Raw genomic sequence first — 12,445 nt, 5'->3', positions numbered from 1 at the left:
GGATCACATGAGCAAGTACGAAACGCTGGACCAACTCATTCTGGAACGGATTGGTGCAACGCCGGCACCAGGGCTGTTGACGCCGGCCGCGCCGGTGCCGTTCCTTCTGATCAGCGCGAATCCCGCGATCAGCGCCGAAAGCGAACGCCTCGCGCAGATCGAAAAGGCAGAAGCCAGACACGGGAAAAGCAGCGCGCCGGGTTGGCGCATCATCGATCGTCGGCTGCAGGCGCTTCGCAAGGCCGAGAAGATCCGGTCGACGGGCAAGGGCTGGGTGCTCGGCGGCGAGGCGGCCTGACGATGGCCCATAAACTTTTTCTCGATCAGGAGGCATGATGCAGCTGCAGGACTACACCCCGGGAACGCGTATCCAGATCGGCGACCGCTTCTTCCGAAGAACGACCACGGGCACTTTCTGGCGGGAAGAGCACCCGATTCCCGGCAACTGTGTGAGCCGCCCGTCCATCAGTCTGGAGAACATCGAGCAGGCCGCCGGCGAGAAGCATGTCGTGCTTGCAGGTCATCACTGAATGTAGAGCGATGCTTCTCATCGTTGCCGCTTTCACTTGGCGCGATCGTCAGCGGAATCCGAAGAAGCACAAGCGCAGCACTCGCTCGCTAGTACCGGGAGATTCGGAGATTCATGAGCTGCGCCGCGAGCTTGTCTCGAAGGCAGAAGCTGTTGCAAAAGCGGTGTTCTGAGGAGGAAAAATGCTGACAGGAGCATTCAAGGCACAAGCATGTCGATTCGCTTCGGCGTTCGTTGCAGGATCGCTCGCCGGCGGTCTGTCGCTCGACGGGTTGGGCCTGCCTGCGTCGGTTGCGAGCGCGATCGGTGGAACGGTATCAGCGGCCGTATTCATGAGCGCGCGGGTGCGTGGCTTCTGGTACGGCCGATTCGGCGCGTGAGGATAGCGATGCGGACGGGCACATGTTCTGGCCGACTGGCCTTCTGCTGGCCGAAGTCTCCGCCGAATAAGGAAAAGCATGTTGCTGAATAAATGGAAGGACGGAAGCGCGGGACAAGGGAAGCCGGCATGGCCTGTTCTTAAGTGAGGTTCGGGATGAGCGACGTTACGGAAGCGATGTTTGCGGCTGCACTGAAAAAGGCAGTGGAGGTCGGATTGCTACCCAAGCAAGCGGATGCCGAGACATACCTGAAGAATTGCGAGGCCGTTAAGGCGGTCTTGCAAGCAGCACTGGCTGCTGCATTGACAACGGAAAATTAACAAAGGGGTAGTGACGTGAAGAAAGCACTTCTGTTGCTCGTACTTGCGAGCATGATCGGGGTGAGCCAGGCGGACGAGACCTGCGTAGTCAAGAAGGTCCGGTTGCCAGTTGTCGAGGTGAACGATTTGCATCAGGAAATGGACATGCCTGAAACGGCCACAACATGCGATAACGGCAAGTGCGAGTCGCACGTCATCAAGGTCGACCACTTTGCGAGTGAACCGAGATTCGAGATTGTGCTTGCGTACAAGGGTGACACCATATCCTACGAAGCGAGCGAAGCGCCGACCGGCAATACGGTTCTGGCACAGGTTAAGGAGTGCGGCAAGAAGCACAAGCCACACGCTGTGAAACCGGCTGTCTGACCATGGAAAACGGGGTATCCGGATTCTAGTGTGGGCCGGGGCGTCAGAGTCGGCAAGGACGCGTAATTTAGGTAGGCACTTGACTACCGAAGGAGATGCTTTGAAACAGAGGAAGATTTACGAGGACGGCACCGCGGAGCTGATATTGCTTCGCGTGCTTCTTCCGTGGGTATCGGTTGTGTGGGTCATTGCGGCGACGGTGTATTTCACTGGGCTACTGCCAAAGAACGATGCCCTAGGTTATGCAGAATACCGGATGTTGCGCATACTAACCTACGTCGGCAGCGTAGGTATTGTGCTGGCGACGCTGGTAGTCGCAGCGGCCCGCCCTCCGCGAGTCAGATTGCGAAGGCTGTGGATAGCGCTTTCACTCTGCGGAGCGGCGCTATCCGTCGCTGGTGTAACGACGTATTTCTGGCTCATCGGCAAGTAGGCGGGACCTTCCGGAAACATCGTTCGGGACATTCTGGCCGGTCGTTGCCCACAGTTGAATCCGGAACTCCTGATTTCTACCCCGCATCCGTCCACGAGGAAAATAACGCGATGACTACGATTATTTCGATTGCAACGTTGCTTACGTCACTGGCCGCGCTGAGCCTTTGGCTTCTGAATCGTTGGTACGGGGTGCATTTTTCTTCGGCTGTCGAGTGCAGAAAGGTTCTGGAAGCGGACGGGCAGGAGCACGATCACTATTCTTTCACGGCTTCGCGTTCGAACACGTTCATCGGCCGCACCGTGGGCCGCATCTATATCGCGTTCGCGGCAGCTCGTTACGACCGCCTGGTTCGCAAGCATCGGCCGATCGCAACCGCATAGGAAAATTATATGGGACGCATATTGGGTCGCGTTGAATATGGAGCCAAAGCCAAAGAGCCAAACCGGTTCTTTATTCATTGCGACACGTCAGGATGGTCAATGCCGCCGCTATTTGCGGACCCAGCCGAGGCGTGGCGCGTCTATGACCGGGACGAATGCGCGAAAGCGTTGTATGCAGCCGTTCCGAGGTGCAGCACCATCGTGCGGGTGATTCGTAAGGTGTTGGCTCGCGGGCGTAGTTTTGCCGCGAACGGAGACATTTATGGCGAGCCGTCGTTCGGGTTGGCAACGGACGATCGACTCCTGTACCCGCTCAGCAGAGGATTCGAAGAGAACCGACGCTGCTTCCTAAAAGCCGGCGGCGTGCTCCATGTCGCAGAAGAGGTGGACGGCGGATTCAGCGGCTACTACGACCATCCCCTCTGCGCGGAACGATGGAATTGGAGCAAGGACGATCAGAGAATTGCGTTCGAGGAACTGTTCGACCAGCCCCTCGATCTGTGCCCTCGTTGTGTTGAAGCGTTGATCGCGAAGGGCGGTGGCTATGCCGGTTGAAGCGAAGATCAAATCTTTACACGCGGCGATCGCCGAGGACGTCCGTACGCTTCCATGGCGCTCGAATTGCGCTGGCGAGATCTTTGCCGATGACGGATCCGAGAATGGCTTGCGCATTGGCCATTTTCAAGGTGATGCGGCGATCGCAGCGTTCGTTGTGGCCGCCCACGACGAGTTCCGAAATAGCCGATAGGAAAGTAATGGATCGGTGGACGTGCAGGAAGACCGCATAGGGACGATCTACGTGCTGGCTTGAAACGAAGGGCGACATCGCTAGTATTGGTCATGCAAGTGTGCTGCTGCCAATCACGGGGAAAACTGCGATGTCCAACGAGGTCTGTTACTGGCACGAGGAAATGAGCGAGGAGATCGCTCGCCGTGTGCTCGGCTCGCATTTCGATTACGCAGTCGCGCAGGGTGTCGCTTTCTGCGAAGGCCGCGCGACCGGCGCCTGGCAGTGCAACCTGCAGGAATCCTTCGGCGCGTTCAAGACGGCCGCCCGTGTGGCTGCAGCCGGCCGTAGCTGACCGCGCACCAGTACGATCCCTTCCAGCGAGTCCCGACCATGAACAAGAACCAGTATCGCATCGCCCGCCGAATGATCCGCGAGAACGGCCGCTACGCGCTCCAGTGGATGCGCAAGGACATCGGCCAGGAGATGGCCCGCATCATCGAGATTCGCAAGGATGATCTTGCCGATCGCGAAGAACTGTTCCGCGACATGGGTTGGGGCATTCACCTCTCGAAGAGCATCGCTCGCGATATCGCCTTGCGCCGCGTCCGGCGCGCGATGTGCTCGCTCGAGCGCAAGAACCCCGGCGTCGCAACCGCGATTGTGAATCCCCGCGCGATCGCGCTCGCCGCCTGACACATAGGCCGATTCTTCCGAGCCTCGATCGCGATCTTGCCGGTCATATCCGGCGATATCGTAGGGCACCGTGCGCATGGCGCGGAACGCCGAGACCTGGCTGTGCTTGACGCGGCCGAAAGACTTTTTTGGCGTCGATCCCACGGAAAGACCTCCCTGATAGGTCACGATTCAAGATTCCTGACAAGAATCGATCTCCCTAGAATGTTCGGCTACAAGGCAGAGAAGGGTCTATGGCCAGTCTGCCGCGTCGATTGCGCGCTCTTGCGCCGACGTGTTCAGCCGTGGGGCGCATCATGCCGGGGATTTCCCGTCAGGAATTGAAGCGGGCGTGGGGCCGGATCATCCAGCCGATGGAGCCAGCCTACATCTACGAGCAGGCCAGCCAGCTTGCGATGGAAGCATTCGAAACGGCGATCGCGGACCTGACCGCCGCGCTCAAGGAGCTCCCGGCGGGAGCCTGTGCGCAATTCGACGTGGCCGAGGCGGAAGGGGTGGTGTGGACCTTCTGGCTGGTCCCCGAGCGCAAGCCGAAGCTGATGTGGGCGTCTGGCCCGCGTAAGGCGGTTTTCGAGGATGCGATCGATCCGGGGCATTTCGAGGGGGTGAGCATGCACGACGCAAAGGTCGCCACACACTTGATCCGCGTCTGGGTCGAATCTACCGACCGAACGATTGCTTCCTACCCGGTCGAGACGCTGCGCGACGCGCTTGAGCGACTGGCAACCGAACAGCAGTGATGCTGTATGGAGGCGCCAGCGAGTCCCATGCCTGATGTCCGAATTGGAGGGGCTCGCGGCGCAAGTTTGGATCTTTCGGAGAAATCGATGACCCGTAACGAACGTATCAAGGAACTGCATCTCGAGCGCCGTAACCTCGCCGCGGCACTCACATGGCCGGAGAGCACCCCGTTTCTGCTCAATCCGGATCCGGTAATGCGCTCGCGCCTGAAGCACCTCGCGCTGGCCGTGGGCGCTGCCGCTGCGGTGTTTTTGATGTCCGGTCCCAGCGGTCCGATCGGAGGTTGGCTTCAGTCGACCGAATTCAATCACATGCGCCCGGCCATGGAAACGGCTATGCAGTCCGGCAACCGCGCGGCGGGCACCTGGCTCGCTTTGCACTACCGGAAGGATTACCCGGGCCTCCTCAAGCAGGAAGCCGACGCGGGTGAGCCGACGGCGATGTTCTTGGTCGGTCGCCTGATGAGCCGCGTCGAGCACCCCGAGCGCGCGATCCTCAAGATCGATCCGTCGATGTCGGCTTCCCAGGTGAAGGCGAAGGGCTTCGAGCTCATGCGTCGCGCGGCAGCGGCCGGCAATCAGGACGCGCTGAAGTACCTGATCCAGAACGGCGGCCTGTAAGCGGCCCCGAAACTCCATCCGAAGCGGAGACACGACCATGACCAAGAAGATCAACGAGCAGATCACCGGCTCGGCGCGTGAAAACGAATGGCGGTTCGAAGGGATATTCCACCTCGGCACGATCGTCCAGCACGATTCGCTGCCGCCGGTTTTCCGGGATGCGATCGACGAAGAACTGGTCGAGATCGCGAAGGCCGTGGGTGTTCCCGGCAAGAAGGCGCTTCGGATGGAGACGGATGAATTCGTCGAATACGTGCTGGACAAGAGTCTGACGGGGCTGCTCGTCAGCGTCGCCACGCCGGTGCGTGAGTACTTCGAGGGCGACGACAGCAACAGTTACGGATTCAGCTGGGGCCACTACGGAACGGAGTGGTTGTACGGCGAGGATCTGTCCGCGCTGCTGCCGAAGATCGAAGCATGGGTCCGGGAGCGGAGCGACGAGGACCGTCGCAAGTCGGCCCGCAAGGCGGCGTAGCCGACCTTGTGCCACCAATCACAAGAAAGAGAAATCACATGCACAACTTCTGGACCATCCTGATCCAAGGGCCGCACCTGCTGGCGTTGGATGTCCCTGTCGTCATCATGATGATGCTTGGGCCGCTTCTCGCGTACGCACTGCTGCTCAAGCGGGCACCGTCGATGTCCTCGGCAACGAAGCGACGCGCCGGCATCGCCTACCTCGCATCCGTTGCGCTATTTCTCGGCGTGTATGTGGATTCCAACGCGACGGTCGCAGTTCCGCGCATCACGGTACCGACCGTATTCCGGGAACTCCAGACGCTCACGGACTACCAGGTCGTGTGCCGCTGGAACGTTGACCAGAGTGATCATTTGGCGTGGTCCGTCGCTCACGATCGCCTGCTTGCCGACGACGTGAATTGGCGCACCTCATATCTGGACATGACGCCGCATGCGCGGACGGGCAAGGACGTTCCGTGTAAAGAGACGCCGGTGCCGATCAGGATCGACCAGGTCCAGATGGATCTGCATGCGGTCAACGTGTGGATGATCATCGGAAAGATCATCTGGCTGCTTGGATGCGCAGGCATCGGCTGGAGCCTGTTCACTGGGCTGGTGCGCGAGACCCGCCTGTCCGAGCGCAAGCCGTCAGCTTAATCGGCGATCGGCAGAGCCATTCATTCAACCCATCCGATCAGGAAATCAAATCCATGAAGAGGACTCTCATCTTGGCGCTGCTGGCGGTGGTCGGCGTTGCGAATGCCGAACCGGTCACGCGCACTGCTGGCCAGCCGATCCCGCAGACTTTCGCGATCGCCGGCGCCGACGAGCTGCGTCCGAACGCGGTCACGAGCCCCGACGGCAGCATCCATCTCGTATTCGGTCACGGCCCCATCCTTCCGCGCCCGCAGGTGCTGCTCCAGGACGAGGATGGCAAGAATCGCCTGGCGCTCTTCCAGGAAGTGGCTCAGAAGGGCCGCATGGAGTATGTCCTGTACCGGACGCCCGCGGATGCGCCGATCGTCATCGTCCTGAAGGAAGGTCAGCGCCAAGCCGTCATCGTGACCGGCCCGAAGGCTCCCGACGTGACTGCCACCGCCGGCGTGGCCGGCGCGGCAAGTGCCGCCAGCGCGCCCGCGACCAAGGTCGTCGGCGCGAACCGCGACATGGCCGGTACCGAGCGCCAAAGGTGCTCGCTCGACGGCGTGAAGATTGAAGGCACCGCCCGCATTACCTGTGCTGAGTGACCGTCCGACACTCGTCCTCGCTAGCGGAGCAACGACCATGAACCACGTCATGCACAACTTCAGCCCACGCGGTATTGCGCGGCGGGTCGCGCTCGGCCGATGGGACTACTCGACCGAGCACATCCTCGGCTTGCAGTTCACGATCAATATCCTGGGGCAAGGGTTCGGACTCAAGGAAGCACCTGCAAGCTTCCTGAGCCCGCGCCGCTGGCTGCTGAAACGCGAGACGCCGCAGCACTTCAGCCAGATCGTCGAGATCTCGACCGGCAAAGACAGGCTCATTGCGACCGGCTATGCCCTGTATCCAGGCGGCTGGCTCTGCCAAGTGTACGAAAAGGATCTTCATGTCCCGGACGAAGACACCGAGGACACGAGGTTGAGCGGCGACAACAATGCGAGGCTCCTGCTCGACCAGATGAAAGAGCACCTCGAAACCGTGTCGCCCAGCCGCAATCGATAGACCACGAACGGCATGGTCACGGTGACTCACGACAAGACATGACTGGCGGCACGATCTGATGGAGGTTCCGATGTCGAATGCAAAAGCAAGCAATGGAATGGAAACGAACGGCCCGCCGGCCGGTGCACAGCTCATGCCGTCATGGGGGCTCACGCGGACCGGGGTGATCCGTTCCGACGATGACGCCCAGAAGATGGCGCTGCGCGACTACGGCGCAAAACCGGGCGATTCAGCCGAATTCGATTTCGACGCGGGATTTTCGCGCGGCGTCCAGTTCGGTCGCGCGACGGCCAACGTTGACGTGCCCGCGTTCGCATGGACGAAGGAACCGCCGAAAGAACAGGGCCGGTATTGGCATTGGACCGGCGACCTCGACGCCCGTCCGGTGCCGCTGTCCGTGCTCTGGTCCGGAAGCACCAAGAAGTGCTTCGTCAGCATTGGCCAATACGGCATCACTACCGCGATCGACTGCGATGCCTACGGCGGTTACTGGCAACCGGTCATCGAGCCGAAGATGGACGAGTCGATTGGCTACTACGGGAGCGACGCATGAATCGGAGCGCGTTACAAACCGACAACGGGTTCGCGCCCGTAAGAGTGGCGCCAAAGAAGCGCAAGCCGCGGTGGGTCGCGCGCTTTGACGCGATCTGCACGGTGATCATGTGGATTGTCGGTCTGCCGCTGTTCGCCCTGCCCATGATCGGGCGAATCCCGCGGAACGCCGTACACGATGTGCTGTTGCGCGAAGGTGCAGTCACGCTGCTCGGAGTCGGCAATGCGATCGACGACGCACTCGATCCGCTGAACGGGTTGCTGACGCGGAACTGCCCGCCGGCCGTAACGTGGTTCGGCGGAATACCCGAGGCGATCACGCAGCAGATCTGGTTCGGTTCTCTCGGGATAACGCTCGTGACGTTCGTGCTGGCATGGTCTGTCCAGATCGCCTACGGGCGCGGCACGTTCTCGCATATCAGCATCGCTTCCCACCAAAACCAGCGAGGCTGATCATGAGCGCGCAGCAATCCATTCCGGAACAGAGTCTCGACGAACTCGTCGCCGAGCGCAATCGGCTCAACATGGCAATCCGTGCAAAGCTGACCGATCCATGCACGGACCTGACCGCTGAACAGTTGAATCGCCTGCGGCAAGAGGCTCTGGTGGATCTAGTGCCCGACTTCGTAGACCGGATGCTCAGGTACCTGCGGATGCATAGCATCGCGCTTGTCTTCCATGACGGTCGGATCGAAAACGACGCAACAGGATACACGCCGGCACTGGCGGTCAAGAAAGCCGTCACGGAGCACGGTTGGCACGGTTACCCGGATACGTTCCGCAACAAGCTCGCCGATGCGCTGTTCGCCAACATCTTCGACGTACGGGCGGATCTGGACAAGGCGCCGATGGCTCGCTGGAAAACCCACGATACCCCGTCCAGCCTGTCGTAGTCCCCAAACCTCACTGGAGAATTCCATGCAGGAATCCAATACGGCGAGCAGCGCTCCCGAAGAATTTCCCGGGTATCCGGAACTCGTGCTGCGCGAACTGCCGGACGGCCGCGTGACCGGCGTCGCTATGCGCGAGATGCGCTCCTCGTTCCATGTCACGTTCGCAGGCAAGTTCGTTGAGCCGGATGAGGTCGAACGAGGCATCGAGATCTTGCGCAGGCTCGACCAGAACGAGATGTACGGGACGTGGAAGAAGGAATCGGACATCGACGCCGCCTCGCTCGACGACGCGATCGCATCGAGCCCGGAAAGCTCAGTCGGCCAGAAATTCGTGTTCCTGCACCGCGGCAACGAATGGCTGTGGGGGATCTGGAACAACCCGGATCATCCGAAGCGCACCGGGGTTCTCAAGCATCTGGCAGGCGTGGATCTACGCAGCGTCGCAGATTTCGACGGCACGCGCGTCTCGGCCGCCAAGCGCGCCGAGCGACCGGGCCTGGATACGGTGCGCGCCAACCAGACCGTCGCCGGTCCCTACCAAGTGCTCGAGGTCGCCATCGACCTCCTCGAGCAAAGCCGTCTGCGATCTCGCGACAAGCAGGACTACGAGGCCCATCCGGCTGTCCGCTATCTCTGCGACTGGTGGAACCTTCAGGCGCCGGAAGGAAGTCGTGAAGCCGGCTTTGTTCGTCTGTATGTCTGGAATGAAACGGATCGAATCTTCAACGCCTGCGATCCGGAAGAGCCTGCTGCGCAGGCCGACCAAATCGACGCGTGGCCCAGCTACGCGCTGCTCGAGCACCCCGGCATGCCGACGATTCTTGCCTGCTTCTTTCGTGGGCGCAGCTTCAACAAGGACGATGGGAGCGGGTACACGACGATCTTCGCGGCCGACGGCAGCGAGGTCACTTCCATCGGCGCAGACGTGGCGGAGGTCGACGAGGCCTATTACTCGCTGCTCGGCCTCGAAAAGCTGGCCGAGCATGAAGTGTTCGTGGTCTGAAGCAATTTTCCATCAGGAGGTCAGGCATGTTAGTAGAAATTGCACTGTGGGGACTGCTGGAGGCTATCGCCACGTTCGGTATTGCCACGTACATGGGGCATTCCGCAAAATCCGCACTGGAGATTACTGGTGCTTTACTCGTCGGCCCGCTGGTGCTTTTCGTCCTGCTTGGAATCTTGGCGAGGCCGGTTGTTACCTTCATGGCAATTCGCGCCGAGCGGCGCCGCATTGCAATCGAGGCTCGGTATCCGCGCACGCGCGTCACGGCGCTGTCCAGAGGCAAGTGGCTGGTCACGGACCTTGACACCGGAAAGACCCGGTGCGTACTCGAACGAGACGGCGTGACGATCGCCGACCGAAATCCCGCCAAACTGTGGCGGCGCGGTCGTAAAACCCAGGTCGGTTGATTGCCGAGACTTGAACCGGGAGGCTCGTTCGGTAGAGTGGCCGCAGAACGGGGCAATCCCACCGCCCCGGAAGGAACCCCATGTCGAATAGCAACATCGTGACGCTGCTCGCCGAAGCGCGCAGCGCGTTGTACGCGATCGCCAAGACCTACGACGATCACGAGCTGCGCGACCGCGCGCTCGAAGTCTACGAGCGCACCGCGCCTGAGACGGCCAGCGAAGATGCTGACCGCACGCTGAGCGTAGGATGGTGCCGCCTGACGGTCGGCCTCCCGGACTCCGACAGGTATCCCCGCGTACTGATCTACACCGAGGGCGTGGACTTCGACGGCGAGCAGTTTTTCGACGTGAAAGCGGACTCGCTCAACGAGAACTCCTACGAATCGCCGGACGATCAGCCGGAAATCTGCCAGGCAGCGACGCACTGGATGCCGCGCCCGTTGGTCGACTCGAACGCGCAGATGGCAGCACCGGCAGGCCAGTGGGTGCATTGTTCCCCGGCTCTGATCCAGGCGGGTATGAGCTGCGAACACACACCGCGGCGCCCGTGCCAATGCCGGGCCGAAAACGGCGGGCACGATCACTTCATCGCGTTCAACGTGACCGAAGCCTCGAAAGTCGGCGCCGAATCGCGCAAGGATCTCGCCAGCGGTGTTTTCGGTGGCATCAATGCGCTGCGCTGGCTGCTGAACAGCACCACGGAATTCGATCGAAAGGATGTGTGCACGCGCCAGGCCGCGAGGCTGCTGGACGAGTTCTCGCCGAACGACGGTATCACCAACCGCGTTCATCTCGAACGTCTCTGGAAGGCGCTGCACGACCAGCTTTCGACCAAGGACATGATCGCGTGCTTGCGTGCGCACGCGGACGCCACACCCGAGGATCCTGCATTGTGGGCGCTGGAGGTGATCCGCCTGCTCGGCGCGTGTCGTCTCAATTTCAACTGGCCCGATCTCGACGCGCTCATGAAAGACCTCGAGGAGCGAGGCACCGCCATCTTCTCCGGCAAACTGACGGCGATGGCCGCGCCGCAGAGCGGGGAGGGCGAGCAAGCGGGAGCCGGTATGTGCGAGTCGGACCTGTGCGGCAAAAGCACCGTACGGCCAGCCGGCGGCGATCCAGCGGCGTCATCGGCGCCGTCCTCCCCGTGCCATCGGTGCGTTTCCTGGGGGTACTGCGCAGGCCACGGTTGCATGGCATTGCCCGGTACCGACGTCGGAACATGGGGCCTGCAGGCTTCCTAACGTTCTAAACCTGCACGCCCGATGTGCAAAACATTTTTCTGTAACGAGTGTCGAGGTATCTATGTTCGAATTTATCGCCGGAAATTTCCTGTGGATCATCGCGGTCATCGCAATCGCCGTATTCGTGACGAACTGCCTGCGCGTCGTGGGGCAATTCGAGCGCGGCGTTGTGCTGACTCTCGGCAAGTTCAGCCACGTCGCGGAACCGGGGCTGACCCTTCTGCTCCCGCTGCTGCAGACCATGTCAAAGGTGGACATCCGGATCACGGCGACGAACATCAATCCGCAGGACGTGATCACGAGCGACAACGTTTCGGTCAAGGTCGATGCGATCACCTATTACCAGGTGACGGACGCCAGGAAGGCGCTGCTGGATCTGCGCGACTACGCAGGCGCAATCAGCCAACTGGCCCAGATCACGCTGCGTTCGACGATCGGCCAGCACAAGCTCGACGAACTGCTGTCCCAGCAGGCGAAGCTGAACGACGCACTCAAAGCGACGATCGAGGAGCGTTCGAAAGCGTGGGGCATCCGCGTCGATCACGTCGAAATCCGCAGCGTGGATCTCGATGCGACGATGATCCGTGCGATGGCGCAGGAAGCGGAAGCCGAGCGCGGCCGCCGCGCCCGCGTGATCACTGCATCGGGCGAATACGAGGCGGCGCAAAAGCTGAGCCAAGCGGCTGATATCCTGGCCAAGAACCCCGCCGCGATCACCCTGCGCACGCTGGCTACGCTCAAGGAGATCGGCGCCGAACAGAACAGCGTGATCATCTTCCCGGTGGCGCAGGAGACCCTGTTGCCGACCAACAGCAGCGGGCTCAGCGCAGCCGCGATCGCGAAGGCGCTGGCGGACCAGATGGGGCAAGCGAGCCGCACGGAGCCGGCCGCGAGCTGATCGGGGAGGCGCTTTGACGGTAGGGCCGTGACTAAGAGGCGAGAGTGGGGCTCCGTCAGGCCTTCGGATACCCGTTCCGCTGCAGCG

Annotated in this window: 25 protein-coding genes; 24 read left to right on the top strand and 1 reads right to left on the bottom strand. The window is 61.2% G+C overall.

Annotation, left to right across the window (positions count from 1 at the left end; genetic code table 11):
• Window positions 1–7 precede the first annotated feature (7 nt).
• The 9 genes from G3O06_RS05425 (at window position 8) to G3O06_RS05385 (ending at window position 2,966) form a co-directional block, all read left to right on the top strand.
• A complete protein-coding gene (locus tag G3O06_RS05425) occupies window positions 8–298 on the top strand; it encodes a hypothetical protein (protein ID WP_205815313.1) in 291 nt (96 codons plus the stop codon).
• A 34-nt stretch (window positions 299–332) separates the two neighbouring features.
• A complete protein-coding gene (locus G3O06_RS05420; protein WP_205815312.1) occupies window positions 333–530 on the top strand; it encodes a hypothetical protein in 198 nt (65 codons plus the stop codon).
• A gap of 10 nt (window positions 531–540) precedes the next feature.
• Window positions 541–702, top strand: coding sequence for a hypothetical protein (locus G3O06_RS05415; protein ID WP_205815311.1), 162 nt, complete (start codon window positions 541–543; stop codon window positions 700–702).
• A gap of 9 nt (window positions 703–711) precedes the next feature.
• Window positions 712–909: a hypothetical protein gene (locus G3O06_RS05410; protein ID WP_205815310.1), complete on the top strand. Its 198-nt coding sequence runs from the start codon at window positions 712–714 to the stop codon at window positions 907–909.
• A gap of 155 nt (window positions 910–1,064) precedes the next feature.
• Window positions 1,065–1,229: a hypothetical protein gene (locus tag G3O06_RS05405; protein WP_205815309.1), complete on the top strand. Its 165-nt coding sequence runs from the start codon at window positions 1,065–1,067 to the stop codon at window positions 1,227–1,229.
• A gap of 15 nt (window positions 1,230–1,244) precedes the next feature.
• A complete protein-coding gene (locus tag G3O06_RS05400; RefSeq protein WP_205815308.1) occupies window positions 1,245–1,595 on the top strand; it encodes a hypothetical protein in 351 nt (116 codons plus the stop codon).
• A 100-nt stretch (window positions 1,596–1,695) separates the two neighbouring features.
• Window positions 1,696–2,028 (top strand): hypothetical protein, encoded by a 333-nt coding sequence (locus G3O06_RS05395; protein ID WP_205815307.1) that lies wholly within the window; start codon window positions 1,696–1,698, stop codon window positions 2,026–2,028.
• Window positions 2,029–2,138: 110 nt separating this feature from the next.
• A complete protein-coding gene (locus G3O06_RS05390; protein WP_205815306.1) occupies window positions 2,139–2,411 on the top strand; it encodes a hypothetical protein in 273 nt (90 codons plus the stop codon).
• A gap of 9 nt (window positions 2,412–2,420) precedes the next feature.
• Window positions 2,421–2,966, top strand: coding sequence for a hypothetical protein (locus G3O06_RS05385; protein ID WP_205815305.1), 546 nt, complete (start codon window positions 2,421–2,423; stop codon window positions 2,964–2,966).
• 16 nt (window positions 2,967–2,982) lie between these two features.
• Here the strand turns inward: G3O06_RS05385 and G3O06_RS05380 are convergent, their stop codons facing one another.
• Window positions 2,983–3,237 carry a hypothetical protein gene (locus G3O06_RS05380; RefSeq protein WP_176000196.1) on the bottom strand — a complete coding sequence of 85 codons (255 nt, stop codon included), beginning with the start codon at window positions 3,235–3,237 and terminating at the stop codon, window positions 2,983–2,985.
• A gap of 52 nt (window positions 3,238–3,289) precedes the next feature.
• Here G3O06_RS05380 and G3O06_RS05375 point away from each other — a divergent pair, with 52 nt between their 5' ends.
• The 15 genes from G3O06_RS05375 (at window position 3,290) to G3O06_RS05305 (ending at window position 12,358) form a co-directional block, all read left to right on the top strand.
• A complete protein-coding gene (locus tag G3O06_RS05375; RefSeq protein ID WP_205815304.1) occupies window positions 3,290–3,493 on the top strand; it encodes a hypothetical protein in 204 nt (67 codons plus the stop codon).
• A 38-nt stretch (window positions 3,494–3,531) separates the two neighbouring features.
• Window positions 3,532–3,834 carry a hypothetical protein gene (locus G3O06_RS05370; RefSeq protein WP_205815303.1) on the top strand — a complete coding sequence of 101 codons (303 nt, stop codon included), beginning with the start codon at window positions 3,532–3,534 and terminating at the stop codon, window positions 3,832–3,834.
• A 233-nt stretch (window positions 3,835–4,067) separates the two neighbouring features.
• Window positions 4,068–4,574 (top strand): hypothetical protein, encoded by a 507-nt coding sequence (locus G3O06_RS05365; RefSeq protein ID WP_205815302.1) that lies wholly within the window; start codon window positions 4,068–4,070, stop codon window positions 4,572–4,574.
• An 87-nt stretch (window positions 4,575–4,661) separates the two neighbouring features.
• Entirely contained in the window at window positions 4,662–5,195 is a 534-nt protein-coding gene (locus G3O06_RS05360) for a hypothetical protein (protein WP_205815301.1), read from the top strand.
• A gap of 37 nt (window positions 5,196–5,232) precedes the next feature.
• Window positions 5,233–5,670, top strand: a complete 438-nt coding sequence (locus G3O06_RS05355; protein ID WP_205815300.1) for a hypothetical protein — start codon at window positions 5,233–5,235, stop codon at window positions 5,668–5,670.
• Between the two features lie 38 nt (window positions 5,671–5,708).
• Window positions 5,709–6,311 carry a hypothetical protein gene (locus tag G3O06_RS05350; RefSeq protein ID WP_205815299.1) on the top strand — a complete coding sequence of 201 codons (603 nt, stop codon included), beginning with the start codon at window positions 5,709–5,711 and terminating at the stop codon, window positions 6,309–6,311.
• Between the two features lie 53 nt (window positions 6,312–6,364).
• Window positions 6,365–6,901 (top strand): hypothetical protein, encoded by a 537-nt coding sequence (locus G3O06_RS05345; protein WP_205815298.1) that lies wholly within the window; start codon window positions 6,365–6,367, stop codon window positions 6,899–6,901.
• Window positions 6,902–6,938: 37 nt separating this feature from the next.
• Window positions 6,939–7,361 carry a hypothetical protein gene (locus tag G3O06_RS05340; RefSeq protein WP_205815297.1) on the top strand — a complete coding sequence of 141 codons (423 nt, stop codon included), beginning with the start codon at window positions 6,939–6,941 and terminating at the stop codon, window positions 7,359–7,361.
• Window positions 7,362–7,458: 97 nt separating this feature from the next.
• On the top strand, window positions 7,459–7,914 hold the full coding sequence (locus tag G3O06_RS05335) for a hypothetical protein (protein WP_205815296.1): 456 nt from the start codon (window positions 7,459–7,461) through the stop codon (window positions 7,912–7,914).
• On the top strand, window positions 7,911–8,366 hold the full coding sequence (locus tag G3O06_RS05330) for a hypothetical protein (protein WP_205815295.1): 456 nt from the start codon (window positions 7,911–7,913) through the stop codon (window positions 8,364–8,366). The genes G3O06_RS05335 and G3O06_RS05330 overlap by 4 nt, the downstream gene beginning before the upstream one ends.
• A gap of 2 nt (window positions 8,367–8,368) precedes the next feature.
• The gene (locus tag G3O06_RS05325; RefSeq protein WP_205815294.1) at window positions 8,369–8,806 is read left to right on the top strand and encodes a hypothetical protein; all 438 of its coding nucleotides are present in this window, start codon (window positions 8,369–8,371) and stop codon (window positions 8,804–8,806) included.
• 25 nt (window positions 8,807–8,831) lie between these two features.
• Window positions 8,832–9,809: a hypothetical protein gene (locus tag G3O06_RS05320; RefSeq protein WP_205815293.1), complete on the top strand. Its 978-nt coding sequence runs from the start codon at window positions 8,832–8,834 to the stop codon at window positions 9,807–9,809.
• Between the two features lie 26 nt (window positions 9,810–9,835).
• Window positions 9,836–10,216, top strand: a complete 381-nt coding sequence (locus tag G3O06_RS05315) for a hypothetical protein (protein ID WP_205815292.1) — start codon at window positions 9,836–9,838, stop codon at window positions 10,214–10,216.
• 80 nt (window positions 10,217–10,296) lie between these two features.
• The gene (locus G3O06_RS05310; RefSeq protein ID WP_205815291.1) at window positions 10,297–11,460 is read left to right on the top strand and encodes a hypothetical protein; all 1,164 of its coding nucleotides are present in this window, start codon (window positions 10,297–10,299) and stop codon (window positions 11,458–11,460) included.
• Between the two features lie 61 nt (window positions 11,461–11,521).
• Window positions 11,522–12,358: a slipin family protein gene (locus G3O06_RS05305; protein WP_205815290.1), complete on the top strand. Its 837-nt coding sequence runs from the start codon at window positions 11,522–11,524 to the stop codon at window positions 12,356–12,358.
• Window positions 12,359–12,445: the final 87 nt, after the last annotated feature.

This window comes from Burkholderia sp. Ac-20345 (assembly GCF_017104825.1).
Lineage (GTDB): Bacteria > Pseudomonadota > Gammaproteobacteria > Burkholderiales > Burkholderiaceae > Burkholderia > Burkholderia lata_B.
The sequence above is the reverse complement of the archived record's forward strand: the minus strand, read 5'-3'. Positions and strand labels throughout refer to the sequence as shown.

What these genes read in the sequence shown, in the direction of transcription:
- G3O06_RS05425 (WP_205815313.1), top strand. Translation starts at nt 8, where the DNA reads ATGAGCAAGTACGAAACGCTGGACCAACTCATTCTGGAACGGATTGGT.
- G3O06_RS05420 (WP_205815312.1), top strand. Translation starts at nt 333, where the DNA reads ATGATGCAGCTGCAGGACTACACCCCGGGAACGCGTATCCAGATCGGC.
- G3O06_RS05415 (WP_205815311.1), top strand. Translation starts at nt 541, where the DNA reads ATGCTTCTCATCGTTGCCGCTTTCACTTGGCGCGATCGTCAGCGGAAT.
- G3O06_RS05410 (WP_205815310.1), top strand. Translation starts at nt 712, where the DNA reads ATGCTGACAGGAGCATTCAAGGCACAAGCATGTCGATTCGCTTCGGCG.
- G3O06_RS05405 (WP_205815309.1), top strand. Translation starts at nt 1,065, where the DNA reads ATGAGCGACGTTACGGAAGCGATGTTTGCGGCTGCACTGAAAAAGGCA.
- G3O06_RS05390 (WP_205815306.1), top strand. Translation starts at nt 2,139, where the DNA reads ATGACTACGATTATTTCGATTGCAACGTTGCTTACGTCACTGGCCGCG.
- G3O06_RS05385 (WP_205815305.1), top strand. Translation starts at nt 2,421, where the DNA reads ATGGGACGCATATTGGGTCGCGTTGAATATGGAGCCAAAGCCAAAGAG.
- G3O06_RS05380 (WP_176000196.1), bottom strand. Translation starts at nt 3,237, where the DNA reads ATGTCGCCCTTCGTTTCAAGCCAGCACGTAGATCGTCCCTATGCGGTC.
- G3O06_RS05375 (WP_205815304.1), top strand. Translation starts at nt 3,290, where the DNA reads ATGTCCAACGAGGTCTGTTACTGGCACGAGGAAATGAGCGAGGAGATC.
- G3O06_RS05370 (WP_205815303.1), top strand. Translation starts at nt 3,532, where the DNA reads ATGAACAAGAACCAGTATCGCATCGCCCGCCGAATGATCCGCGAGAAC.
- G3O06_RS05365 (WP_205815302.1), top strand. Translation starts at nt 4,068, where the DNA reads ATGGCCAGTCTGCCGCGTCGATTGCGCGCTCTTGCGCCGACGTGTTCA.
- G3O06_RS05360 (WP_205815301.1), top strand. Translation starts at nt 4,662, where the DNA reads ATGACCCGTAACGAACGTATCAAGGAACTGCATCTCGAGCGCCGTAAC.
- G3O06_RS05355 (WP_205815300.1), top strand. Translation starts at nt 5,233, where the DNA reads ATGACCAAGAAGATCAACGAGCAGATCACCGGCTCGGCGCGTGAAAAC.
- G3O06_RS05350 (WP_205815299.1), top strand. Translation starts at nt 5,709, where the DNA reads ATGCACAACTTCTGGACCATCCTGATCCAAGGGCCGCACCTGCTGGCG.
- G3O06_RS05345 (WP_205815298.1), top strand. Translation starts at nt 6,365, where the DNA reads ATGAAGAGGACTCTCATCTTGGCGCTGCTGGCGGTGGTCGGCGTTGCG.
- G3O06_RS05340 (WP_205815297.1), top strand. Translation starts at nt 6,939, where the DNA reads ATGAACCACGTCATGCACAACTTCAGCCCACGCGGTATTGCGCGGCGG.
- G3O06_RS05335 (WP_205815296.1), top strand. Translation starts at nt 7,459, where the DNA reads ATGGAAACGAACGGCCCGCCGGCCGGTGCACAGCTCATGCCGTCATGG.
- G3O06_RS05330 (WP_205815295.1), top strand. Translation starts at nt 7,911, where the DNA reads ATGAATCGGAGCGCGTTACAAACCGACAACGGGTTCGCGCCCGTAAGA.
- G3O06_RS05325 (WP_205815294.1), top strand. Translation starts at nt 8,369, where the DNA reads ATGAGCGCGCAGCAATCCATTCCGGAACAGAGTCTCGACGAACTCGTC.
- G3O06_RS05320 (WP_205815293.1), top strand. Translation starts at nt 8,832, where the DNA reads ATGCAGGAATCCAATACGGCGAGCAGCGCTCCCGAAGAATTTCCCGGG.
- G3O06_RS05315 (WP_205815292.1), top strand. Translation starts at nt 9,836, where the DNA reads ATGTTAGTAGAAATTGCACTGTGGGGACTGCTGGAGGCTATCGCCACG.
- G3O06_RS05310 (WP_205815291.1), top strand. Translation starts at nt 10,297, where the DNA reads ATGTCGAATAGCAACATCGTGACGCTGCTCGCCGAAGCGCGCAGCGCG.
- G3O06_RS05305 (WP_205815290.1), top strand. Translation starts at nt 11,522, where the DNA reads ATGTTCGAATTTATCGCCGGAAATTTCCTGTGGATCATCGCGGTCATC.